General features: G+C 65.2%; 19 protein-coding genes and 2 pseudogenes. 13 read left to right on the top strand and 8 right to left on the bottom strand.

Annotated features, from left to right (window positions below):
* Positions 1-87: 87 nt before the first annotated feature.
* Entirely contained in the window at positions 88-291 is a 204-nt protein-coding gene (locus DIE23_RS29115; RefSeq protein WP_124615265.1) for a hypothetical protein, read from the top strand.
* 118 nt (positions 292-409) lie between these two features.
* Here the strand turns inward: DIE23_RS29115 and DIE23_RS29110 are convergent.
* Positions 410-654, bottom strand: a pseudogene (locus DIE23_RS29110) (transposase); the annotation flags it as partial.
* A gap of 508 nt (positions 655-1,162) precedes the next feature.
* Here DIE23_RS29110 and DIE23_RS29105 point away from each other — a divergent pair.
* The 5 genes from DIE23_RS29105 (at position 1,163) to DIE23_RS29075 (ending at position 10,088) form a co-directional block, all read left to right on the top strand.
* On the top strand, positions 1,163-6,289 hold the full coding sequence (locus tag DIE23_RS29105; RefSeq protein ID WP_124615264.1) for a jacalin-like lectin: 5,127 nt from the start codon (positions 1,163-1,165) through the stop codon (positions 6,287-6,289).
* Between the two features lie 29 nt (positions 6,290-6,318).
* A complete protein-coding gene (locus tag DIE23_RS29100; protein ID WP_124615263.1) occupies positions 6,319-6,780 on the top strand; it encodes a hypothetical protein in 462 nt (153 codons plus the stop codon).
* 91 nt (positions 6,781-6,871) lie between these two features.
* Complete coding sequence (locus DIE23_RS29095; RefSeq protein ID WP_124615262.1) at positions 6,872-7,462, top strand: SCO family protein; 591 nt, start codon at positions 6,872-6,874, stop codon at positions 7,460-7,462.
* Between the two features lie 454 nt (positions 7,463-7,916).
* Positions 7,917-9,158 (top strand): adenylate/guanylate cyclase domain-containing protein, encoded by a 1,242-nt coding sequence (locus tag DIE23_RS29085; RefSeq protein ID WP_124615260.1) that lies wholly within the window; start codon positions 7,917-7,919, stop codon positions 9,156-9,158.
* Between the two features lie 618 nt (positions 9,159-9,776).
* Positions 9,777-10,088 carry a DUF4148 domain-containing protein gene (locus tag DIE23_RS29075; protein ID WP_124615259.1) on the top strand — a complete coding sequence of 104 codons (312 nt, stop codon included), beginning with the start codon at positions 9,777-9,779 and terminating at the stop codon, positions 10,086-10,088.
* Here DIE23_RS29075 and DIE23_RS29070 read toward each other — a convergent pair.
* The 7 genes and pseudogenes from DIE23_RS29070 to DIE23_RS40875 form a co-directional block, all read right to left on the bottom strand.
* Positions 10,076-10,378: a hypothetical protein gene (locus DIE23_RS29070; protein WP_124615258.1), complete on the bottom strand. Its 303-nt coding sequence runs from the start codon at positions 10,376-10,378 to the stop codon at positions 10,076-10,078. The genes DIE23_RS29075 and DIE23_RS29070 overlap by 13 nt on opposite strands.
* Before the next feature lie 58 nt (positions 10,379-10,436).
* A complete protein-coding gene (locus DIE23_RS29065) occupies positions 10,437-10,790 on the bottom strand; it encodes a BON domain-containing protein (RefSeq protein ID WP_124615257.1) in 354 nt (117 codons plus the stop codon).
* A 460-nt stretch (positions 10,791-11,250) separates the two neighbouring features.
* A complete protein-coding gene (locus DIE23_RS29060) occupies positions 11,251-11,586 on the bottom strand; it encodes a hypothetical protein (RefSeq protein ID WP_124615256.1) in 336 nt (111 codons plus the stop codon).
* A gap of 311 nt (positions 11,587-11,897) precedes the next feature.
* Entirely contained in the window at positions 11,898-12,134 is a 237-nt protein-coding gene (locus tag DIE23_RS29055; protein WP_260436196.1) for a hypothetical protein, read from the bottom strand.
* Positions 12,135-12,261: 127 nt separating this feature from the next.
* On the bottom strand, positions 12,262-12,417 hold the full coding sequence (locus DIE23_RS39725; protein ID WP_185646553.1) for a hypothetical protein: 156 nt from the start codon (positions 12,415-12,417) through the stop codon (positions 12,262-12,264).
* A 200-nt stretch (positions 12,418-12,617) separates the two neighbouring features.
* Positions 12,618-13,832, bottom strand: coding sequence for a formylglycine-generating enzyme family protein (locus DIE23_RS40880; RefSeq protein ID WP_409364262.1), 1,215 nt, complete (start codon positions 13,830-13,832; stop codon positions 12,618-12,620).
* Between the two features lie 30 nt (positions 13,833-13,862).
* Positions 13,863-14,489, bottom strand: a pseudogene (locus DIE23_RS40875) (caspase domain-containing protein); the annotation flags it as partial.
* Positions 14,490-14,883: 394 nt separating this feature from the next.
* Between DIE23_RS40875 and DIE23_RS29045 the strand changes: the two are divergent.
* From DIE23_RS29045 to DIE23_RS29015, 7 genes are all read left to right on the top strand, one after another.
* A complete protein-coding gene (locus DIE23_RS29045) occupies positions 14,884-15,312 on the top strand; it encodes a DUF4399 domain-containing protein (RefSeq protein ID WP_124615301.1) in 429 nt (142 codons plus the stop codon).
* Positions 15,313-15,354: 42 nt separating this feature from the next.
* Complete coding sequence (locus DIE23_RS29040) at positions 15,355-15,780, top strand: DUF4399 domain-containing protein (RefSeq protein WP_124615255.1); 426 nt, start codon at positions 15,355-15,357, stop codon at positions 15,778-15,780.
* A gap of 411 nt (positions 15,781-16,191) precedes the next feature.
* Positions 16,192-17,619 (top strand): efflux transporter outer membrane subunit, encoded by a 1,428-nt coding sequence (locus DIE23_RS29035; RefSeq protein ID WP_124615300.1) that lies wholly within the window; start codon positions 16,192-16,194, stop codon positions 17,617-17,619.
* A 191-nt stretch (positions 17,620-17,810) separates the two neighbouring features.
* Entirely contained in the window at positions 17,811-19,679 is a 1,869-nt protein-coding gene (locus DIE23_RS29030; RefSeq protein ID WP_124615254.1) for an FHA domain-containing protein, read from the top strand.
* Complete coding sequence (locus tag DIE23_RS29025) at positions 19,657-21,066, top strand: HlyD family efflux transporter periplasmic adaptor subunit (RefSeq protein WP_124615299.1); 1,410 nt, start codon at positions 19,657-19,659, stop codon at positions 21,064-21,066. Before DIE23_RS29030 ends, DIE23_RS29025 begins: the two co-directional genes overlap by 23 nt.
* A gap of 99 nt (positions 21,067-21,165) precedes the next feature.
* Positions 21,166-21,918, top strand: coding sequence for a peptidylprolyl isomerase (locus DIE23_RS29020; protein ID WP_124615298.1), 753 nt, complete (start codon positions 21,166-21,168; stop codon positions 21,916-21,918).
* Between the two features lie 18 nt (positions 21,919-21,936).
* Complete coding sequence (locus tag DIE23_RS29015; protein ID WP_124615253.1) at positions 21,937-25,011, top strand: peptidase domain-containing ABC transporter; 3,075 nt, start codon at positions 21,937-21,939, stop codon at positions 25,009-25,011.
* Positions 25,012-25,055: the final 44 nt, after the last annotated feature.

Genomic DNA, 25,055 nt, shown 5'->3' with positions numbered 1-25,055 from the left:
ACCCGTCATGGCGTTGAAGTGTGGAATTGCAGTGCGCGCTATGCCGCGGCGCACTTCGACGTTCAATCCGCCTAGGAAGCACCGCAGATGAGCGAACTTGTTCAGATTGCGCCGGGTGTCGTGTTCTCATCCGACGTGCTTGGCATCGCGTGGATGCGAAAGTACCGGCCGGACGGCGGGAATGTTTCGCCAACCGGGAATGCACAGTCCGCAGTCCGGCCGGGCCGATCTGACGAGGAGGGCGATCAAGTCGGTCGCGCAAGCATGTCGGGCCAATTGTCGTTGCTGTAACGCAGCGGTAAATTCGGCACCGTTGTCGGACCGAATGAACGCTGGCTTGCCGTACAGCCGCATCATTCGCGACAGCGTCAGGACACATCCTGCGAACGCAGGCTGGCACCGACCTCGATTCCTTCAGGCCGTCGATGACGAGCAGTTGCTCGGCGACCAAGCGCTTGAGCCGCTCGTTCTCCGATTCCAGGTCCTTGAGCGGACGGGCATCGGCCACCTCCATGCCCCCGAACTTGTTGCGCCAACGATAGAACGTCTGTTCCGGGATGTCGTGGCGCTTGCACAGATCCTTTACGGTGCGCTCTGGCTCTCGGCCTCGCGCAAGATCCGGATGATCTGCTCGTCGGTAAATCGCTTCTTCATCGAGTTCTCCTTGTCTCTAGGATAAAAGAGAGCTCACTTGCCAAATGGGAAACGGTACCTCTTCCTTGTGCTGACTCGCCGTCCGGCCGGAAACCATTGGCCGAGGATTGTCGCGTTGTGTAATCAGACCCACAAAACGAAGTGCCCTGATCGCATTACTCTAGGGCGATGCTCGGCGAAGTAGCAATTGTCCTGTGTATGCGGATGTCGGTAGCGCTTCATCCGTGACGAACGCACTGCTTGTCCAGTATGACGGTGGCGATTGACAGAGTCGATCGCGCCAGCTCGAGCACGCCGAGCGATCTGCGCGGTTCAAGTGGTCGATCGGGATATCCGCTTGCGCTCTCACATGCTGGATATAGGCATTGCAAATAAAAAGAAAGACTTCGACGCATGGGCTTTTCACCGGAACACAAAAAATGACCCTTGCATCGCGCGTCCGGCGTACCGGTGACGTGCTGCTTGGCCATACCTGACATACCGACAAGAATACCGACAAGAATCGCACATGAAACGCGTCGCCTACCGATCCCTTGCCCCGTTGATGCTGATCGCTGCCGGCGTACTGGGCGCATGCAGTGGCGGATCGAAGAATGCCGTCGATGGTGACGACTTCGTGTCCGCACTCGCGAGCCAGCGCAGCCGGCTCATGGCGACGGCTGTACCATCGCAGTCGCAATGGTCGGGCATCACGACGCTGTCGCTGGTGCCGTCGTTCGCCGCCACGCTGCCCAGCGGCAAGGTGCTGCTGTTCTCCGCCGATTCGCGGTTCAGCTTCACGGTCGGCCCGGGCGGCATGACGTATTCGACGCTCTACGATCCGGGCACCAACACGTCGTCGGACATGCTCGTCAGCAATACCGGCCACGAGATGTTCTGTTCCGGCACGAGCAATCTGGCGGATGGCCGGCTGCTGATCGCGGCCGGCGGCGACGATGCGAAGACGAGCATCTACGATCCCGCGCTGAACGTCTGGTCCGCGTCGGGACAACTGAACATCCCGCGCGCCTACAACTCGAACACGACGCTGGCCGACGGCACCGTGCTGACGCTGGGCGGCTCCTGGCTCGGCGGGACGGCGCCGAAGAACGCGGAACTGTGGTCGCCGTCGACCGGCGCCTGGAGCCTGCTGGGCGGTGTGCCCGTCGCGCCGTTCCTGGAGCCCGGGCAAGGGGCCGAGCCTTATGTGGCGGACAGCCACCTGTGGCTGATTCCGGCCGGCAACGGCAAGGTCTTTCATGCGGGCCCGGGCGAGGCGATGCACTGGATCGATACGCGCGGCAACGGCAGCGTGACGAGTGCGGGCATGCGCGGCGACGACGCGTTCGCGTTTCACGGCAATACGGTGATGTACGACACCGGGAAAGTGCTGAAGGTCGGTGGCTCGCCGCAGAACATGAACGCGCCGTCGAGCGCGGCGGCTTACGTGATCAACCTGAACGCCGGCGTCAACGTGCGCAAGATCAACCCGATGAACTACGCACGCTCGTACCAGAATGCGGTCGTGCTGCCGAACGGGCAGGTGATGATTCTCGGCGGGATGACCGTCGGCGGCCAGTTCACCGACAGCAACTCGATCATGCGGCCGGAGGTCTTCGATCCCGTGACCGAGACGTTCACGGCGTTGCCGCCGATGGCGGTCCCGCGCAACTATCACAGCGTGGCCGTGCTGCTCGCGGACGCGCGCGTGCTCGTCGCCGGCGGTGGGCTGTGCGGCGCCGGCTGCGCGGCGAACCATCCGGATCTGCAGATCCTCACGCCGAACTATCTGCTCAACGCCGACGGCACGCCCGCCCCGCGCCCCGCGATCACGAGCGCGCCGGGCTACGCGAGCTACGGCAGCACGATCAACGTGTCGACGGATTCGGCCGTCACCGGTTTTTCGCTGGTCCGTCTCGCAGCCACCACGCACACGGTGAATAACGATCAGCGCCGCCTGCCGCTCACCTTCGGCAGCAACGGCGCGAACAGCTACCGGATCGACGTGCCGAGCAATCCGGGCTGGGCGGTGCCGGGCACGTACATGCTGTTCGCGATGAATGCGAACGGCACGCCGTCGATCGCGAAGATGATCACGATCGGCGGCAACGGCGCGCCCGCGCTCGTGGCGCCCGATTCGCAGGCGAGCTTCGTCGGCTATCCGGTGTCGTTCGGCGTGCAGGCGGGCGCGAACGGCGGACAGGCCGTTTCCTATTCCGCGACCGGCCTGCCGCCCGGGCTCGCTATCGACGCGGCGACGGGCGTCGTCTCGGGCACGCCGACGACGCAAGGCACGTACTATCCGACGATCGTCGCGTCGAACGGCGGCAGCCGCGTCAGCTCGTATCTGCAGTGGGACGTCAATTCCGCGACCGCCGCGCCGGCCGCGGGCCCCGTCTACGGCACCCCGGGCGCGGGCACGGCGTTTACCGACGCCGGCGGCGGCGCGCTGACGGGCGTCAACGTGCGCGGCGGCTGGTGGCTCGACAGCATCCAGGGCATCCGTGCGTCCGGCGCGCTTGCGCAGCACGGCGGCTCGGGCGGCACCGCCGCCGGTTTCACGGTGCCGGCCGGGCAGTATCTGGTGCGCATGTTCGGCGTGGCCGGCGATTCGACGATCACGAAGATCAGCTTCGTCACCAACACGGGGCAGACCTTCGGGCCGTACGGGCAGAACCAGGGGCAGACGCGCAACACGCCGTTCGACTACTCGGTGCCGGCCGGCATGCAGATCGTCGGCTTTACCGGCAACGCCGGCCAGTATCTGAACGCACTCGGCGTGCTGTATGCGCCGGTGGTGGCCGCGCCGGTGGCGCCGGTCATCGTGGCGCCGGTGCCGCCCACGTCCTATGTGGGCGTCGAGACGTCGGTCACACTGTCGGCCAGCGAGCCGGGCGCCGGCGCGCTGACCTATTCGGCGACGGGCTTGCCGCCTGGCCTGCTGATCAACGCGTCGACCGGCGTGATCGGCGGATTCCCGACCGCGGCCGGCACGTATACCGTGAGCGCGACAGTCAGCGACGGCAGCGGCGGCACGGCCAGCACCCGCTTCGACTGGACCATTCAGCCGCCGATCCCGGTGATTCAGCCGGTGAGCGCCGCGCCGGTCGTCAGCGGCGGCACCGCGAACTACACCGTCGACGCCGGGGCCGGCAACTTCACCTACACGTGGAATTTCGGCGACGGCAGCCCGACGTCCCCGCCGAGCACCGCCAACACGGCGAGCTATACGTATGCGACGCCGGGCGTCTACACCGTGACGGTGAGCGCGATCAATTCCGGCGGCACGGTCGTCACGCGCAATTTCGTGCAGGCGGTGACGAGCGGCGCCAATACCGGCGCGAGTGCGGCCCGTTCGTCCGACATCGCGGTGGAGAAGCGCAAGGGCGCGAGCGACCGCCTGTGGGTCGTCAATCCGGACAACGGCAGCGTGTCGGTGATCGATACGGCCGGCAACACGCTGGTCCGTGAAATTCCGGTCGGGCTGCAGCCGCGCACGGTCGCGATCCGCGGCACGACCGCGATCGTGACGAACAAGGGGGCCGCCAGCCTGAGCATCGTCAGCACCGATACGCTGGCCGTCCTGAATACCGTCGCGCTCCCGCGCGGGTCGCAGCCGTACGGCGTGCTCGTCGGGCCGGACGGCAGCGCCTACGTCGGCCTCGATGCGACGGGGCAGGTGCTCAAGCTCGACGGGAGTTTCGCGCGGAGCGCGAGCGCCGCCGTGCCGGGCGTGCGCCATCTCGCGATGAGCGCGGACGGTTCGCGCCTGTTCGCGAGCCGCTTCATCACCGCGCCGCAGTCGGGCGAGAGCACGAAAACGGTCCTGACGAGCGTCAACGGCCAGCCAGCCGGCGGCGCGGTGACCGAGCTCGATCCCGCGTCGCTCGCGAAGGTGCGTCAGATCGTGCTGCAGTTCAGTACGCTGCCCGATACGGTGGTGTCGGGGCGCGGCGTACCGAACTACCTCGGGGCGCCGGCCATTTCGCCGGACGGCGCGCAGGCGTGGGTGCCGTCGAAGCAGGACAACATCCAGCGCGGCGCGTATCGCGACGGCAAGCCGCTCGATTTCGAAACGACGGTGCGCGCCATCACGTCGCATCTGGATCTGACGACGAATCTCGAGGATCTGCCCGGCCGAGTGTTCCATCTGAACAGCGGATTCACGACCGCCGCCGCTTACCATCCGAACGGCGCGTATCTGTTCGTCGCGCTCGAAACCTCGCGCGAGATCGCCGTGCTCGACGCGGCGGGGCGGCGCGAACTGTTGCGCGTCGCGGCGGGGCGTGCGCCGGACGGGCTCGCGCTGTCGTCGGACGGCATGAAGCTGTACGTGAGCAACTTCATGGACCGCAGCGTGTCGGTCTACGACCTGAACCCGCTGCTGCAGTTCGGCAGCCTGCGCCTGCCGCAGCTCGCGACGGTGAGCGCCATCGCTGTCGAGAAGCTGCCGGCCGATGTGTTGCTCGGCAAGCAGTTTTTCTACGACGCGCAGGACCCGCGCCTCGCGCGCGACCGCTGGATGAGCTGCGCGAGCTGTCACAACGAAGGCGCCGACGATGGCCGCGTCTGGGATTTCACGAGCCTCGGCGAAGGGCTGCGCAACACGATCAGCCTGCTCGGTCGCGCGGGCGGCCACGGCAACAAGCACTGGAGCGCGAATTTCGACGAGATCCAGGACTTCGAAGGCCAGATCCGGTCGTTCTCGCAGGGCACCGGGCTGATGACCAACGCGCAGTTCAACACCGGCACGCGCAGCCAGCCGCTCGGCGACACGAAGGCCGGCGTGAGCGCGGACCTGGATGCGCTCGCCGCATACGTGACGTCGCTCAACGTGTTCGCGCCGAGCCCGTTCCGGAATCAGGACGGCACGCTGACGAGTGCCGCCCTGGCCGGCAAGACGGTGTTCGCGGCGAATTGCGCCAGTTGCCATGGCGGCGTGAACTTCACTGACAGCTATACGTTCGCCGGCACGTCGACCGCGGATCTGCACGACGTCGGCACGCTGTATCCCGGCAGCGGCAACCGGCTGGGCGGCCCGCTGCCGGGCTTCGATACGCCGACCCTGCGGGACGTGTGGGCCACCGCGCCGTATCTGCACGACGGCTCGGCGCCGACCGTCAACGCCGCGATCGCCGCGCATACGAACCTGAGCCTGAGCGCCGCGGATCTGGCGTCCGTCAGCGCATACGTGCTGCAGATCGGCGGCGACGAGCCATATGCGCCGGGTTCGTTCACGACCGGCCCGATCTTCGGCGTACCGTCGGCCGGCACCGCGTTCTTGGACGTCGTGCAACCGGGGCAGCCGCTCGTCGGCGTCAATCTACGCGGCGGCTGGTGGCTGGACAGCATCCAGGGCGTGACCGCGGCGGGCGCGTTGCCGTTGCACGGCGGCAGCGGCGGGAACGCCGCCAGCTTCAGGCTGCCGGCGGGGCAATACCTGGTGCGCGTCTACGGTGTGGCCGGCGACAAGACGATCGGGAAGATCAGTTTCGTTTCGAACACGGGCCAGACCTATGGCCCGTACGGCAGCGCCTCCGGGCAGACAACGATCACCGCGTTCGATTACACGGTGCCGGCCGGCAACCGGATCTACGGATTCGCCGGTGCGAGCGGCACGTATCTGAACGCGATCGGCGTGATCTACGGTCGCTGATGGGGGCGTGTGCAGCGGCTTGGCTCGACATGCGCCGGCGGGCGCGACGCTGGGCGCCGGCCATCCTGCTGGCCGCCGGACTCGGCGCGATGGGGTATGCGTGGCATGGCGCGCGCTCCGGCAATCCGGCGCAGGACGCGCCATTCGAGCAAGGCAGGCGCCTGTTCGACGGCGCAACGCCGGCGGCGGCCAGGCTCGCGGGCCACGACGACGCGTTGCCGCCGGTGGCGACGCGTTGTGTGAACTGCCATGCCGGCCGCGGCAGTACGGGACAGGACAGCTTCGCACCGGCGTTGACGGCCGCGCGCCTGCAAGCGTCGCACGTGCGGCGCGGCGGGCCCGTGAGCGTCTATGACGCAGCGTCGTTTTGCCGGGTGCTGCGCGACGGCATCGATCCCGGCGACGTGATGATCAACGAGACGATGCCGCGTTATGCGTTCGCGTCGGATCAATGCGCGGACCTGTGGCGCTATCTGACGCGCGCGCCATGACGACCGCGGTGCGCTGCCGGCATCGAGCAACCACCGACAACCGTGGCAGGCGTCGCCGGCCGATGCATGCCGCCTTTCCCCGAGGGACCGCATGACCCATTCTCCGACCCGCAGGGCGGCCCTGCGCGCGGCCTGCTGGATGACGCTGGCGGGCGTCGGCAGGCTCGCGGCCGCGCACAATCAGGCCGGCGCGGTGACGCCGCCGCGCGGCGCGCCCGACATGAAACTGGTCACGCAGTCCGCGCGTCGGACGACGATGCGCGCGCTGTTGTCCGGCCGCGCGACGGCGCTGCAACTGATGTTCACCGGCTGCAGTGCAACCTGCCCGATTCAGGGCGCACTCTTCGCGCAGGTGCAGGCCGCGCTTGCGCACACGTCGCGATTGCCGCTGCAGCTGGTGTCCGCGAGCATCGACCCGCTCGGCGACACGCCTCGCGCGATGCAGGCGTGGCTCGCGAAGTTCGGCGCGGGCCCGGTCTGGACCGGCGCGATTCCCGAGGCTGCGCGGCTGGATCCATGGCTCGATTTTCTGAACGGCCGGGCCGCCGGTCCCGATCGCCACACGGGGCAGGTGTTTTTCTTCGACGAGCAGGCGCGACTGGTGCTGCGCACGGCCGATTTCCCGAAACCGGACGAGGTCGCGCGCTTGTTGACGCAACTGGCGTCGCGCGTCAAGACCTGACGAAAGTGGTGCACGCGTCGTCGTCGTGTGCCACCGGCGTGGCGATCGCATTTGCGTCGGTGCCGTAGTGCGGTTTCACGTTCAGGTAAATGCGCACCGCCGCGTAATGCCGGAATAGCGTGGGCGACGCCGCGGGATGGTAGCCGAATCGAACGGCATCACCGATGTCTCCAGAAGCGATGAAGCGAACGGCGGTTGAGGGATGGCAAGATCGAGTGGTCGAATTCGTTTGCCAAGAAATGATCCGTATCGCGACCCTCCCGAGACTTCTCCCCGCGCGCCTCGAACTCGCGTTCGACCAGATCGGACGTTCGCCGGCACATGGGTGACCGTTTCCTCCGCTCGATCGACCTTGATCGCCCGGAATTGCGTGGCTTGGTGCAAGATCTGTATGTCGCAAGGAAGGTCGACCAGACGGTCCGGCGGACAATGCTGCTCATGCGTGAGGTGAACCATGCCGATCATCAATCGCCAGCCGTTTTCGGATGCTCCGATGCTTCGTGTGCGCGATGTCACGCTCTCCGCGACGGATGACATCCAGACCCTGCGGGATAAGTTCGCACGCGTCATTGTGGACGAGATGTACCAGTTCGCGGGCCTGCTGGATCCGGACGGCATGATCCTCGAGGCCAACCGGGCAGCGCTCGAGGCGGTTGGGCTCCGGATGGATGACGTTCAGGGGAAACCGTTCTGGGAGACCCGTTGGTGGCTCGTCTCACCGCAAACGCAGACATTATTGCGAGAGCTGATCCGACGCGCAGGTCACGGCGAGTTCGTCCGCTGCGACTTCGAAATCTATGGCCACGCAACGGGCGAGGAGACGATCACCGTCGACTTCTCGCTTCTGCCTATCAAGGATCAGAATGGCAAGGTCGTATTTCTGCTGCCGGAAGGCCGCAATATCACTGAAAAGAAGCGTGCCGAGGCCGAGATTGCGCGGAAGAACGAGGAATTGCAGGCAAGCCGGGAACTGATCCGTCGCCAGCGCGACGAGCTCCAGGGTCTCTACGATAAGCTTGTCGCGGAGCAGAAAGTGTCGGAGCGGCTGCTGCTCAACCTGCTGCCCTCTCCGATCGCCGAGCGGCTGAAGGCACGTCCGGAAGGGATTGCCGACAGCATTCCGGAGGTCATCGCCGACAGCTTTCCGGAAGCGACGGTACTGTTCGCGGATATCGTGGCATTCACCCGATTTTCGGCGGGCCTGAGCCCCGAGCGACTGGTGGGCGTGCTCAATGAAATCTTCACCGAATTCGACACCATTGCCGAGCAGCGTGGCCTCGAGAAGATCAAGACCATCGGCGATGCTTACATGGCGGCCGCGGGGCTACCGGAGCCGACGGCGGATCACGCGGTGCGCGCCGCGCATATGGCGCTGGACATGATAGACGCGCTGGTGCGCTTCAATCAGCGCACCGGCTACAACCTGCAAATGCGCATCGGCGTAAACAGCGGTGCCGTAGTGGCCGGCGTCATCGGCAAGCACAAGTTCATCTACGACTTGTGGGGCGATGCGGTCAACACCGCAAGCCGGATGGAGTCTCACGGCGTGGCGGGACGGGTGCAGGTGACGGATGCGACACGGCGCCGGCTGGGTGAGCCGTTCCAGTTTGAAGAGCGCGGCGACATCGATGCAAAAGGTATAGGAATGCTACACACGTGGTTTCTGTCCGGGCGATGCCGTGCGCCGTCCAAATGATGCTCCGTGCCGCCAACCGCAATCCCGTCCTCCAGCACACGTGATGGGCAATCTATTGCCGTCGCCTGACGCGTCCAGGGCAGACCGCGGCACGAAGGCTCGGATGGCCGTTGTACCTTGGAAGCCGTCATTGATATGGCGCTTGATCCGGCGGCCGCTTCGGAGCGAAGAGAGACTTTCGAGGACCGAGACACGCTGGTGCGGACCTCGCGTGATCCATTCGCGGCGCGCTTCGCTGACCTGCCGTTGCCATAGCCGGGCCGGAACAATACTTGCCGTACGCGGCCGAACAGCACAAACTTGGCGAGAAGGTTCAGACATCTGGCATCTGCAAGGTGGTGAAAGAAGGCTAGGGCGGCTACGGCTTCGACTTCGACGTGATGTATATCGACGGCGAGCATTTTCCGCCCACGCGCAGTGGCAAGGGTGCGCAACGAGTTGGTTCACGACGCGACGCACTCGTACAAGCACAGCGAACTAGGCGGCGGCGACAAATAGGTATAAACCGGCAAGAAGACGGCGTCTTCACGCGACGGACAATGACTTGACGACGAGATGCTGGCCCGCGGCGGCACGCCACTGGTCGTGCTGGCGTGGTCGCAGAGAAGGACACGTACTATGAGCAAGCCGCCTGGAACACGGTCAGTACTTCCCGCTCTGGTGATCTTGCTTGCCGGCTGCGCCGCTGGTGGCATGCCGTATGCCGGGCCGCACCTCACTCCAATAGAGTGCCGCGACCTGGCGGCGCTCAGGACAAACGCACCCCCTACGATGGCGCAACACCATAGCGAACTCTCTGCCCTGAGGAAAGCGGGCTACGACCCGTCACCGTGGTATGACGATCCATACTACCCGGATGATCTACAAGCGGCACAGCGCCTGGTCGACTATTGGTTCCAAACGGAGTGCCAGCACCTTCAGCCCGGCTGAGATGGGCAGCGCGGGGGACCGACGCGGATGTCCTCGACCGGTTGAATCCACCACCAGTTGCTGTCGTTGGCTGCGTCGGCGATGTCGCCGTTCGAGCGGCGGTTCGGCATCACGAAGCGGCCATTACCATAGCTTCGTTCCGCGTGGTGGTATCGCGTATATTCAACCCGCTTGTCATTGAGCCCGCCCGTTTGCACGCGATTCGATGCCGCGTCAATATCGAGCAGAGCACGGTCTTCACTCAGCCGTTCAAGTGACTTCCCCGGCAAAGGCGTCGCCGTTGAGAACATGACATTCGTGTTCTCAAGGCGCGCCGGTATAGTCAAAGGATGCGGTTGGACTGAACCATTAATGTCCTACTTCGTCTACCGTCAAATTGTTCTTGACCGACGTAACTCCAGGAACACCCTCGGCAACTTTCCCTGCGAGATCTATCTGCGCCTGATCAGGAACCACTCCTACAAGCGTAATCTTGCCACTACGAGCGACGGCGTGAATATCAGTCGACTCCAAGCTCTTTTGCTTGTACAACGTCGTCTGAACTCGTTTCGCCAACTCCCTATTTGCCGCTCTAGTCGACGAACGAGAGGGAACTGTTGCTGAAGTTGCCGCATTCGTCTCTTGTGCATTAACAACGGGCACGATCGCAACAATGGCGCTGACGGCGATCGTTGCGGCAACACAGGTCTTCATGGATTTCATCTCTTCTCCTTCAGGTGGGTAGCAAAACTGGGTGGGAGAGACTCGAAAAGATCGCTGGTCAATCAAAGTGCGGCGAAAAATGAGCCCCAACGGTGATGATCAGCGGCCACGACGTTCGGCAATCGAATTGTAGACGCTTCCTCGTCGGATGCGCACCTTCAAGCGCGTCTAGAACCGCTGGAGAGTCCCCCAGCCTCACCTTCGACTAGTGGGTCGGGGCTACCGCTTTTTGTGAATGACGGTGATGGAACCCGATGACTCGTCATTCGGCATACCTGGGCGAACGGTCGCTGTCAATTGGGAATCCGTCGTTGACTTCGGACTGACTCGAAGGGCCGTTGAGGGGCGATAACTGCCAATCCGGAAAAGGGTGAGCGTAGGGCGTGGCGTCGGTTTTCGCACCGAGCCATTACCAGATGGGGCGCAGGTACTGCTGCATCATTAGAGTGACGTCGGCAGGTTATCGTCTGGGTCCTTTCATGCCTTCCGACTCCATGGCCGCATTCCACTCCTCATTTGCCTCGATGGGGTCCATCGCTTCGTCAATCGACGCCGTTGCACGCTCGGCGGCGGCTCTGGTTTCGTCCGGCGGGGATGTGACGTCACCGTCATCGTCACCATCACCGTCACCATCACCCGGGGGATTCAGCATGTCATTGAGCATCGCGCTCAACTCCGGCGTGTCCCATGGCAGCCCACGCCGGGTTCGGTCCTTTATGTAGTGTCTCACTTCCGCATCCTGCTCCACGGTCAGCGGCAGCCCTCGGAAAGTGCTTTGGGGGCCAGTGTCACTCATCACATTCTCCTGCTTCTACCGAGCTTTCAGTGTACTCGCCATTGCGAACACGAGAACCGTAATCGCTGCGCTTTTTGCGTTGGATCGAACGGGTGGTACCGACAGGCAACGGGCGGACATGAACCGCTGTTTGGAAAGCGGGATACCCCCATTGGATTGACTGCTTTACATCCGGAGCCTGGCAGACGAGCGACGCATACGATTGGGCCATTCCAGCCATTCGACAGTAAACGGTGATTCGTCCGCAGAAATCCTCTTGCCGATCGGCGATGCGTCATGATCCAGCCGCCAAAGCAGATTCAATCGACTCCTTACGCCTTTTCGTGGTCTGGGGTCTGCGCTGCAAACAATTTGCGCGCGAGTGCTCGAGCGGCGTAGCGTGCCTCGATGTCCGTTGCGAAATCCCTTTCCGTATGGTGTTTCTCGTAGGTGCCTGGCTCTTCCCCGATGCGGTGCAGGTGGACGATTCCGCGAAAGCGCCCGGACATGGTCTTCATCACTCGAAGGCGTGCCACGTGCGTGAGAGTTTTACATACTTCGTCGTCCACAATACTTTCCTTGCAAAGACCCGGGGTGGGACTTTCCACAATCGACCGCGCAAGCCTTCCCATCCCTGCGAGATTCGCCTGCAGCAAATTCTGGCAAGGCGGTGCTTTCTCCGACTACGCGCAGCGCTCAATGTTTGCGATGCATCCACCCCATGTGATGGGAATCCAGCCACTGAATCATTCCCATGCCCGGATGTTCGCTCCGGTAACGGCGCGCCAACGACACCGCAACGACTGCAACCGCAATAAAGCCCACTATCCAACCAATCATCGACTGAGTCATGGCAGCCTCCTTGAGGAACGCAACCATGACTGCATTTTAGTCGCCTTGGGTTTAAGGACTCTTAATTCCTGCATACAAGTGTCAAGCATGCACCAGGCCTTGGGGACGGAGCGAGATGTGGTGGGGTCGAAGCCCGCAATCACGTGTCGACGCGTAGGGCGCAGCGTAGGTTCCATTCGGGAGGGCGGTCGAATATCGACCTACTTCACGTCCCGGGCCACGCGAAACCCGTTTGCCGAAAAACGTACGCTGCTGTCGTATTTGAAGCGTGTCGAGACGGGCATGTAGGCCGCACCATCCCGCCACGAGCCGCCGCGGATGACGCGTACCTGGCAATTCGGCTCGTCCCACGAGCGGCCGTCGGCAGGCGCATTCTTGTACGAGGTGTGCCAGCAATCGCTGACCCATTCCCACACGCCGCCGGCCATGTCGTAGAAGCCGAGCGGATTGGCCGCGAACGTGCCGACGTTATCGGGTGCATCGGCACGCCACGGTGGACCGCAGTCCTTGCAGTTTGCGTTGCCCGTGCGCATCTCGTTGCCCCACCAGTAGCGCGTCGCGGTGCCGCCGCGGGCCGCGAATTCCCATTCGGCCTCGGTCGGCAGCCGGTAAGACTTGCCGCTTATTTTCGACAGCCATTTCACGTACTGTTGCGCATCGTCCCAACTCAGGTCCCGCGCAGGCGCGTTCGCTACCGTATTGCTGTCGCTGGGCAGGCGCGGACAGGCCCCCGCATCACGGCACGCGTTCCATTGCGCGACCGTCACCACATACTTCGCCAGCGCGAAGGAATGATCGAGCGTCACGCGATGCGCAGGTTTTTCCGACGGATCGCCAGAATTGCTACCCATTGCGAACGTCCCTGGACTGACCGCCAGCATCGCGGGGCATGCGGGGCAATCCCGGATTTCATTGGCGGCTGTCGCGCCACTTTTCTGCGGTGGTGCCGATGGAGCCGCCACTGCAGCGGGAGGCGGTGCTTTCGGCGGTGAGCCAGGCGTGTGCGCAGGCTGCGCCGCCGTCGATGCTGGCGCCGGCGCCGGAACAGGGGTGGGGGCCGGCGTGGGGCTCGCCGTCTGCGCGGGCGCCTTGGGCGCGGCCGCACGCAGTCGTGCGAGACGAGCCTGCGCCAATTGTGCGAAGCGACCGTTCGGGTAAGTCTTCAGATACGCCTCGTAATCGCCGGCCTCCTTGCTGTCCTTGATCGACTCCCAGAACGTAATTTCGTACTGTTCGGAGCTGTCTTTGGGCATCACGCCCCGGCTATCGAGCGTGACGACGCCGACGTCGGCCAACACGTCGGATCGTTGCGCCGTGCCGCCGCCGGCATGCAACACGCCGGTTCCTGCACGGCGCGATCCGGTGAACGCAAACGTCGCTGCCGTATCGGAAAGGGACGACGCGATCCAGGGCATCTGCCGATGCCCGGTGGCGCTTGCGACCATCGCGCCGGCACGGTCAAGGACCTGTTCGATACCGAGTCCCGGCAACGCGAGCGCCTGCAGCAGCGCCGCCGTATAGATGCCATGCGTTGCACCGTCGGCCGCGCCTTCGCCAGGCGCTGCCGCATAGGCGACGAGCGTATGTGGCGGTGGCTTTCGGGCCGCCACGTTGCCGGCACCGGGAGGCGCAATCAGGCAGGAATCCAGAATGATCAGATCAATGCGGTCGCCGCGCGGCCGCGACGTCGCATCGAACACGGTCTGCAGGTCGATACCCGTTCGCGACAGGCCGGCCGGAGAACCGACGTCGGCGTCGACCGGCGCGAGCCAGGTCGTTCCGCCCGCGCTGGCGCCGTGGCCCGCGAAATAGACCAGCCCGGTGCCGCTGGCCGCGATGCGGCGCTCGAAGGTGGCAAGCCCGTCGAGCATTTGCTGCCGGGTCGCGTTGCGCAACGTGATGACGTCGAAGCCGAGCGCCTGCAGCGCATCGCGCATCGCATCGGCGTCACGGACGGGATTGGCGAGCGGATGGTCGCGATATGCGCTGTTGCCGATCACGAGCGCGACGCGATGCGGTTCAACTGACGGTGCGCGCGCGGAAGCTGCCGGCGGTACTGCAAAAGGATGCATGTCCTCGCCGGAGCAGGGGCCCGAGGCCACCGAGATCGACGCAAACAGGCATGCGGGCAAGAGTATTCGCCACATATTCGGCCCCCCAGGGTGCGCCGTCGGACGAGGAGCCGAAGGCGGAGCACAGCCGTTGCCGGGTGTCCTGTCGCGGCGAGCGCAATGCCGACGTGCGGCGGGCACGGGCAGGACACATTCAAGATAGCACGTGCGTTCAGCGGCGATCTCCGGATCCACCCGCGTGTTTTGCAAAAAACAGACATACGCGTACACGCATCGCGGTCGGCCCATCACCCCGGGACATCGTTATGTGTCTTCCTGTCGATTACGTCCTAAGCTGTTAGACACGCTCCACTGTCCGACGCCGCGCGCCGCCACCAACGCGAGGAGCAATACGATGCGAAGAAGGGCTACGTTGTTGGCTTTGGCCGCCACCGTCCTGGCGCCGAGGATCGCGTTTGCCGCCGGGCGTACGTCTTCGCCGCCCGGCGCCGAGGCATACATCATCTGGCCGTCGGACGGAGCGACGATCACGGGCGGCAAGTTCTGGGTGCGCATGGGCCTGCGCAACATGGGCATCTGCCCGAAAGGCATCGAGCGGCCCAACGTGGGCCATCATCATCTGCTCATCGATACCGATCTCCCGCCGCTGGACCAGCCGATACCGTCGGACCGGAATCATCTCCATTACGGCGCCGGTCAAACCGAGGCGCGCATCGAGCTTCCACCCGGCAAGCACACGCTGCAACTGCTGATGGGCGACCACGACCACGTGCCGCACGATCCGCCGGTGTACTCGAAGAAGATCACGATCACGGTCAAGTAGCGCGCCATGCCGCGCCTGCCGCACGAACCGGGAATTGCCGCCATGAACAAGCTCATCCTCTTCGCCGTTGCCTTGACGCTGCTATGGACAGGGGCGACGACCGCGGAGACCAGCACGCATCCCCCGAAGGCCATCGTCTACATCGGATGGCCCAACGATGGCCAGGTACTGCCGGCCGGACGTCCGTTCCGGGTGTGGTTCGGCTTGCGCGACATGGGTGTCGCGCCGTCGCATGTACAGTTCCCGAACACGGGCCACCATCACCTGCTGGTCGATACGGACCTGCCGCCGATGGACCAGCCGATTCCGTCCGACCGGAATCACCTGCATTTCGGCGCGGGCGAAACCGAAACCACGCTGGAGCTTCCTCCGGGCAAGCACACGCTGCAGCTCCTGATGGGCGACGCCAACCACGTGCCGCAAAATCCCCCCATCTACTCGAAGAAAATCACGATCAACGTGAAGTGACGTCGCGCACGCCGAGCCACGGTCGCGTGGTGTGCGCGTGCGCGAGCGGGCGCGCTCCGGACGGCAACGCTGCCGCCCATCGCACGGACACAGGTGTCTGTGCATTCCCGACATCATGCGCAGGAACTGTCGGCGACGACCCGTCATGCATCCTTGATCCGAGCGCCACGCACACGTCGCTCCACCCCCGTCTTCGCCGCCCGGACCCGCGCCGGCAAGCCGCCCGGCAAGATTCCCGCTGATCCCGCGAGCGGCTGGCACGCCCCATGCGGTATGAGACGCGAGCGTGCCACGCTGCAGCACCAACACCAACACATCCACCCGATCCCGCATCGTCGCCGCGTTCCTCCCAAGGAGTCGATCGTGAACATCCACCTGTCGCCGACTGCCACGCGCAACCGCCTCGGTTTCATGCGGTCGCTGGCCCGCATCGCCGGTTCCGCCGGCGCATGCGCGGCGTTGCTGTCCGGCTGCATGGACCTGAACATGCCCGTCTACCAGCGCCCGGAGATGCCGGCAAAGACCACGTGGGCGCATGCGCACGGGCCGGTATCCGCATCGGACGCGATCAATGCCGAATGGTGGAAGCGCTTCGACGATCCGACGCTCGACGCGCTCATCGACAAGGCCATCGCGGGCAACGTCGACATCAAGGTGCTGGCGGCGCGCATCGGCGTGGCCGGTGCACAGGTCGGCGAAGTCCAGGCGGGCGCGCTGCCGAGTGTCGATCTCGGCGCGGGCGTGGACTTCGAGAAGAACACGCATCAAGCGCCGTCGAGGACCTACAACCTCGGCGGCCAGGTGAACTGGGAGATCGACATCTGGGGCAAGGTCGAGAAAGGCGTGCAGGCGCAGAAGGCCGAATACCATGCGACCGAGGCCGACTGGCGCGCGGGCTACCTGACGCTCGTCGCCGACGTGTCGAGCACCTATTTCGAGATCCTTCGGTTCGACGACCAGATCGAGCAGGAACAGCGCACGCTCGACAAGAACCGGCAGATCCTCGCGATCTACCAGTCGATGTTTGCGAACGGCGTCGCGCCGCAAACGGAAGTGCTGCGGCAGAGCGCGGAGATCAACGGGTTGGCGAACCAGCTGATCGAACTGCATCGATCGCGCGACACGGCCGAGAACGCGCTCGCGACGCTGCTGGGCGTCCCGGCCGGCGAGTTCAGGATGCCTGCCGGTCATCTCCGGCAGCGCGTCAAGCTGCCGGACGTGCCGATGGGACTGCCCGCGCAACTGCTCGCGCGCCGGCCGGATGTCGTGGCCGCGCAGTATCGCGTGCTCGAATCGTATGACGAAGTGGGTGCGGCGAAGCTGGCGCAATTGCCGTCGATCAGCCTGACGGGGCGCGGCGGCACGGCGGCGTTTGCGCTCTCGGATCTCTTCAAGGCATTCACGTTCAGCTTCCTGCCGAGCATCAACCTGCCGATGTTCGACCCGAGCGTGCACGCGCACATCAAGACGACCGAGGCGCAGACCCGGGTGGCCGAGCAACAGTACCGGCAGACCGTGTTCACCGCGTTCAAGGAAGTGGAAAACGCGCTCGTCGATCTCGACGCGCACAAGCAGCAGCGCGAGCAGCTGCAGCAGCAGAGTGCGCGTCTGCGCACCGTCGCCGCGCAGGTCGAGGCGCAGCTCAAGGAAGGGCTCGTGTCGCAGCTCGAGGTGCTCGAATCGGAACGCGCGGTGGCATCCGCGGAACTCGCGCTGCTCGCGAATCATCAGCAGATTCTGAGCGACACGGTCACGCTCTACAAGGCAATCGGCGGCGGCTGGCGCGCGGTCGAAGTCTCGAATGCAAGCAGCGAGCCGGTTCGGCAAGCGATGCAATGAACACGCCAGCCTTGCGCAGCCGCGCGATCGGTGCCAGCCGATTGACTACCGCCATCCGTCGCCTAAACTTTTTTCACGATCGTGCCGCCACGTGCCTTGGCGGCGCGGCTTCACACGGGTGGTTCGAAAGCGCGTCGCGTTTCCTGCGCCGCATGCCCATTGGCGGGCGCATGTCGATCGTTGGCCGAATCATGGTTCCAGACGCCGCTTCGATTGCCGAGAAACAAGCCGCGCTCGACCGGCAGTTCGACATTGTGCTCAAGCCGGTTTCCCATCCGGAGTTGAGCGAGATCCGGATCGACAAGGCGCTGTTCGCAGTCGGGCGGACCAACACGCCGTTCGCGTCCGCGCGGCCCGAGCTGGTGGCCGACCTGTCGCGCCGGCATGCGCGCATTTTCTTTGAAGGTAGCGCGGCCTATGTCGCCGATCTCGGCAGCAAGAACGGTACGGCCGTCAACGGTGTCGATGTCGGCGACAAGCCGCACCTGCTGCGCGACGGCGACGAACTGCGCTTCGCCGGCGCGCTGGCGTATCGCGTCGCGTTCGTGCCGCGCGCGACGCATCAGCCGGCGCGGCCGGCCGTCGTCACGCTGTCGCCGGAGCGCGGCGATCTCGGCCTGCAACCGGTCATCATTACCGCCTTCCCGTTCCTCGTGAGCAAGACCGACGACACGTTTGCCTGCTACCGGAACGCGTATCCGCATCAGGTCAACTATCTGTCGCGACGTCATGCGCACATCTACGTGCAGGACGGCGACGTCTTCGTGGAAGACCTCGGCAGCACGAACGGCACGTTCGTCGACGGCCGGCGCCTCGACGAGCATGCGGCGCCGCTCGGCGACGGCGCGATGCTCGCGTTCGGCGGCGATCATTTCGTCTATCGCGTCGCGGTGCAGCGCGAGCCGGGGCCGGACTCGACCGTGACGGGCACGTCGGTGCCCGGCGCCGCCGCGAATGCGGTCGCCGCGGACCCCGACCGGACAACCTTCGTCGATACCGCGCATTCGTTCCTCGACATCTTCTGCACGGTGCCGGCCGTTCAGCAGGACGACGAGGTCAACCCGCACGCCGCGCATGGCGCCGCCGAAACCGCGCCTGACGCGCGCCACCGGCGCGGCAGGGTCGAAGTCTTCCTGTCGGAGCTGAGCGAGGCGTTCGGCGGTAGCGGGCGCGTTAACCTGCACCGGCTCGGCTGGTGGAGCGGCGGGTTGCTCGCGGCGGTCGTCCTGCTGTTCGCGACGCTGTATTTCCGCGATGCGCCGCTGCGCGAGATGCACGCGTTGCTGGCGCGCGGCGACACTGCGCAGGCGGCGCAACTCGCCGACCGCCATCTCGCGAGCGATCCGGACGACCCGGCGTTCCTCGCGCTCGGTACCGAGGCACTCCTTCGGTCGAAAGTACCGGACTGGATCGCCGCGATGAATGCGCGCGCGTTCGACCGCGCCCGCGCCGTCGTGCAGGAGATGCGCGCGCTTGCCCGCCATAACGCCGACGCACGGCCGCTCGTCGACGAAGTGGCGTGGATCGGCGAGCTGCAGGCGTTCGTTGCCGGTCGCGGCGGGGCGGAAGCACCGATCCGCATCTACCGCGACGAAGCGCCGATCAAGGCATTGACCGGCCGCTGGAACGACGACCCGGGTGCGCATCAGCGGCTGCTCGACCGGATTTCGTCATACGTTCCCGCGTTCGGCGCGCTGTATGCCGACGCGCTCAGTCAGTTGCGCAAGCTGCAAAGCGACAACTCCGTCTATGTGGCCGCACTCGAGCGGTTGCAGCACGCGATCGCGTCGGCGCTCGACGACGACCGGCTCGACGCGCTGCCGGCGCTGCTCGCCGATGACGAGCAGCGCTATCCGCGCCTCGGCGGCCTCGACGCCGTGCGGGCCGATCTGCAGCAGTACCTGCAGTTCGAGAGCGACGCGCGGGCCGGGCACGGGCCGGCCGTACTGGATCGCCTCAAGCAGTTCCGCTTCGCGACGCCGCAATTCGCCGCACATGTCCCGACGCTGGAACGGCTCGCTTCTTCGGGAGGGCGCGGTGAAGCTCGACAGTCTCCTTAAGCGCGCGCGGCAGGCAACGCCGCCGGAGCCGCCGCGCTCGCTGGGCGAGGCGCTGGAGGATCACAGCGTCGAAGGCATCGCGATCCTGACGGCGCGGCCGTGGCGGCTCACGCAGGCGACCATCATCGCGATGGTCGGGCTCGTCGTGTGTGCGCTGCTGTGGTCGTTCGTCGGCCGCGCCGACGTGATCGTGACCGCGCAGGGCGCGCTCGCGCCGGAGTCCGAGGTGCGCCGCATCTACGCGCCCGTCGACGGCGAGCTGGTGGACATCTATATCGCCGAAGGTCAGCCGGTCGAAAAGAACGACGTGATCGGCCGGATCAACGCGCGCGGCGCGATCGAGGCGGCGACCAACGCGCTCGATGCACGCCTCAAGCTCGACGACGCGGAGCGCGAATGGAAGCAGTTTCCGGACAAGAAGCAGCTGATGGAGCGCAAGGCCGACGCACTGAAGCAACAGATCGAGGTCGAGGAGCACCTGCACCAGAACCGCATTGCCGAAGGCACCAGCAAGCTCGCGCAATCGCAGCGCGCGCAGATCGACGAAGCGCGCAGCAATATCGACAACGCGCGCCACGCACTCGATCTCGCGAAGGACGAACAGGACAAGTACGCGCGCCTGTTCGCGCTGCCGGGCGGCGGCGGCGTGTCGCAGAGCCAGGTGGAACAGAAGCGCAGCGCGTACCTGCAGGCCCAGGACAGTTACCGCGTCGCGCAGGCGCGGCTCTCGCAGCTCGAGGCGCAGCAGAGCCATGAGTTCGCGCAGGCGAAGGCGCAACTCGAGGGCAGTGGCGAGACGCTGACCGGGCTGCGCATCCAGTACGACGCGACCGCGCGCGACATCGCGAACACCGAAGAGAAGCTGCGTCTGCAGGTGCAGACGGCGCGCCTCGCCGCGGATGCCGCCGCGCGGATCCGCTTCGAGAACATCGACAAGGACAATTTCCTGCTCGTGCTGGCGCCCGTCTCCGGCGTGATCACCGACGTGACCACGACGCAGCCCGGCGACAAGATACTCGCGAACACACCGCTCGGCAGCATCGCGCCGTCCGATGCGCGGCCGGTGGTGAAGGTCGCGATCGCGGAGCAGGACCGCGCGTTCCTGCACGAGGGCTTGCCCGTGAAGCTCAAGTTCAATGCGTTTCCGTATCAGCGCTACGGCGTGATCGACGGCACGCTCGAATACATCTCGCCGGCGACGAAGCCGCAGGCGCAGACGAAGGAACCCGTCTACGAAGGCCGCGTGGCGCTAGTGCGCAACGCGTACACGATTGCCGGCACGACCTACCCGCTGCGCTACGGGATGACGGCCACGGCGGAAATCGTGGTGCGCGAGCGCCGCCTGATCGGGTTCGCGCTGGACCCGTTCAGGCAGATCGCGGGTTGACGGAGACTGCCACGGCGCAGTGGCGCCGGGCAGGCGGTGATGCGAGGCACCGGCGGCGAATCAGGGCGAATCGCCGCGTACAGGATCAAGGGGAACGAAATGACGGCAATAGTGCGTATCGACGACGAGGTGATCGGCACCGACGACTTCATCCGCGTGCTGAAGCTCAGCGGGCAGTTCGAGGGCCTCGTCGAGCAGCAGGTTCGCGACCGGCTGACGGTGATCGCGGCGCGGAAGATGGGCATGCAGGTGAGCCCGGCGGAAATCCAGGAGCGTGCCGACCAGTTTCGCCGCGTGCGCGGCCTGCATCGCGCCGCGGACATGAACCGCTACCTGGACGTGTTCGGCGTCAGTCTCGACGAGTTCGAGCGATTCATCACCGACACGCTGTACCAGGAAAAGACGCTCGACACGGTGTGCAGCGATGCGGCCATCGAAGCGTACTTCAAGCTCAATTCGCCGAAGTTCGACAGCATCGAGGTCAGTCACATCGTGCTGGATTCGGAAGGCAAGGCGCGCGAAATGATGGCGATCCTGGAGGACGACCCGGGCTGCTTCGGCGACATGGCGCGCGAGCATTCGATCGCCGACACGAGCGAGCGTGGCGGCGTGATCGGCAAGGTGCTGCGCGGCTCGTTGAAGACGGATATCGAGGCCAAGGTGTTCAACGCGCGGGTGGGCGACCTGCTCGGGCCGTTCGCGGCGCCGGACGGCGCGTTCTTCGAGATCTTCTCGGTGACCGCGAAACACCCGGCCGCGCTCGACGCCGACGTCGCGTCGGAGGTGCGTCGCCTGCTGCGCGAGGAGTGGCTCGCCGAGCGCGCGCAGGAACACGTCATCGACGCACGCTGATCACGGAGAACCGCCGCGATGGACGCACAAGCCCCCGCCCCGGCCAGCAGCACCCCGTCGCTCGCGGCGTTTCTCGCGTCGGTGGAGCCGCTGTCGCTCTTCTCGCCCGACGAACTCGAGCGCATGGCCGCGCAGGCGCAGGTGCGCACCTACGCGTTCGGCGACACCGTCTGCAATCGCGGTGAACCGGCCGAGGGCCTGTATGTGCTGCGCTTCGGGTCCGTGCGCCTGATCGCCGACGAGCGCGGCAAGGAAACCAGCGTCGGCGTGCGCAAGGAACGCGAGGTGTTCGGTGAAATGGCGATGCTGCGCGACTACTGGCACGAGGTGTCGGTGCGCGCGTCGACGAAGACCGAGGTACTGTGCATCCCGCGCAGCGCGATCGAGCCGATCCTGCGCGACAATCCCGCCGCGCAGTCGTTCGTGACGAGCTATGTCGCGATCAGCTCGGCCGGCGGGTTCGTGACGCGGCTGTTCGACCTGCGCGGCAAGCTGACGCGCGCCGAGCTCGAGGAGTATGTGTCGAGCGTCGGCGTGAAGCGCGTGGCGGCCGGCAAGGAGATCGTCCGGCAGGGGCCGGGCGGCGACCTCCGGCTGTATGTCGTGCGCCAGGGCGAGGTGAGCGTCTCGTGCCACGAGGACGGCAACGACTATCCGCTCGCGACGCTCGGCGCGGGCGAGATCTTCGGCGAGCGCGCGTGCCTGCTGCGGCAGGAGCAGGCGGCGACCGTCACCGCCGTCACCGATACGCGCCTGCTCGTCATTCCGGAAAAGACCGTGCACTTCATGCTCGAGCGCAACCCGAAATTGCGCGAGGTGCTCGAGGAGCGCATCCGCTTCGTCGATCAGGAGCTGAAGCGGCAGAAGAAGCTCGCCGAACGGCGCCGCCATCCGCTGCAGATCGATATCGGCGCCGACGCCGCGTTCGGCGAGCGCATGATCAAGCGCTTCGTGCTGGTCGAGCAGGCCGAGGAAATGGATTGCGGGGCAGCGTGCCTTGCCATGATCTGCCGTCACTACGGCGTCGCGATGACGCTCGGCAAGCTGCGCGATCTGGCGAACGTGACGACGCAGGGCGCGACGCTCGACAGTCTCGCGCGCACCGGCGAGGCGGTCGGCTTCGCGACGCGCGGCGTGCAGTGCACCTACGAGGCGCTGCTCGGGTTCGACCTGCCGTTCATCGTGCACTGGGAGGGCTACCACTACGTCGTCGTATACGGTGTGTCGAAGTCGTGGGTGCGTATCGCCGATCCGGCGCTCGGCTTCAGGAAGCTGAGCGTCGAGGCGTTCGAGCGCGGCTGGAGCGGCACCTGCCTGCTGTTCACCGCGAGCGGGCCGGCCGCGGCGCCGGCCGAGACACGTTCGCCGTGGGTGCGCTTCATCGGCTATCTGCGCCCTTACAAGAAGATTCTCGCGCATCTGTTCCTGGCGACATTCGTGATCCAGGTGCTGGGCGTCGTACCGCCGATCATCATCCAGAGCATCCTGGACGGGGTGATCGTGCACCAGAACGTCAACCTGCTGCACCTGCTGATTGCCGGGCTCGTCATTTCGCACGTGTTTACCCAGCTGATGACGACGATCCGCGCTCACCTTTCCAACTTCATGGTGCGCAGTCTCGACTTCGCGATGATGTCGCAGTTCTATAAACATACGATGTCGCTGCCGTATTCGTTCTTCGCGCGCCGCAAGAGCGGGGACGTGTTCGCGCGCTTCCAGGAGAACCAGACGATCCGGGCGTTCCTGACGGAGTCCACCGTGACCACCGCGCTCAATCTCCTGATGATCTTCATCTACTTCACGATCATGTTTCTCTACAACGTGAAGATGACGCTGGTGCTGATCGCGTTCGTGATCCCGATCATGGCGCTCACGGCGCTCGCGACCCCGAAGCTGAAAGGCTATGCGCGCGAGGTGTTTGCCGCGTCCACCGATGCGAAGTCGCTGCTGATGGAGACGCTCGGCGGCGTCGAGACCGTGAAGGGCATGGGGATCGAGCGGTCGGTACGACTGAAGTGGGAGCGCAAGTATGCGAAGGCGCTCGACGTCCAGTACCGTGCGCAGGCATTCAATATCCTCGTGGCGCTGTGCAGCCAGCTGCTGAATGCGGCAACCACCATCGTGATCCTGTGGGTCGGTGCGAACCTCGTGCTCGCGCATGAACTCAGCATCGGGCAATTGATCGCCTTCAATGCGTTCATGGGCAGCGTGCTGGCGCCGCTGATGGGACTCGTCGGCATGTGGAGCCTGATGAACGACGCGGCGGTGGCGATGGAGCGGCTCGGCGACGTCCTCGACATCGAGCCCGAGCAGCAGCCGTCCGAACTGGCCTCACGCGTGCTGCTGCCCGACCTGCAGGGCGACATCAGCTTCGACAGCGTGTATTTCCGCTATGGCGGCAACGAAACGCCTTACGTGCTCGAGAACATCAACTGCACGATCAAGCGCGGCGAGATGGTGGCCATCGTCGGGCGCAGCGGTTCGGGGAAAACCACGCTGGCGAAGCTGCTCGTCGGATTCTATGCGCCCACGGACGGCAAGATCGTGGTCGACGGCTACGACATGAGCGCGATCGACAAGGCTTACTACCGGGCGCAGATCGGTTACGTGATGCAGTCCAATCTGGTCTTTTCCGGATCGATTGCCGAGAACATCGCATGCGGCGACGCGAGCCCCGACTGGCGCCGCATGGAGGAGGTCGCACGGATGGCAGACGCGCACGCATTCATCAGCAAATTGCCGCTCGGCTACGAGCAGGTGGTGGGCGAGCGCGGCGTCGGCCTGTCGGGCGGCCAGATCCAGCGGCTCTGCATCGCCCGCGCGCTCTATCACGACCCGCGCCTGCTCGTGTTCGACGAGGCGACCTCGTCGCTCGACACGCAGTCGGAGAGCAACATCCTCGCGAACATGCATGAAATCCTGCAAGGGCGCACCGCGGTGATCATCGCGCACCGGCTCAGCACGATCATGCGCGCGAACAAGATCCTGGTCCTGTACGAAGGCGCGATCGTCGAACAGGGCTCGCACGACGAGCTGGTCGCCCTCAAGGGCATGTATTACCAGCTCGTGCAGAAACAGCTGGGTGCCGCATGAAACTCTTCGACCCGCACGGATTCGGCAACTCCGCGATCTCGTAT

Origin of the sequence: Burkholderia sp. Bp9143 (genome assembly GCF_003853645.1) — a bacterium.
Lineage (GTDB): Bacteria > Pseudomonadota > Gammaproteobacteria > Burkholderiales > Burkholderiaceae > Burkholderia.
This window is presented reverse-complemented; position numbering and strand designations above follow the sequence as displayed.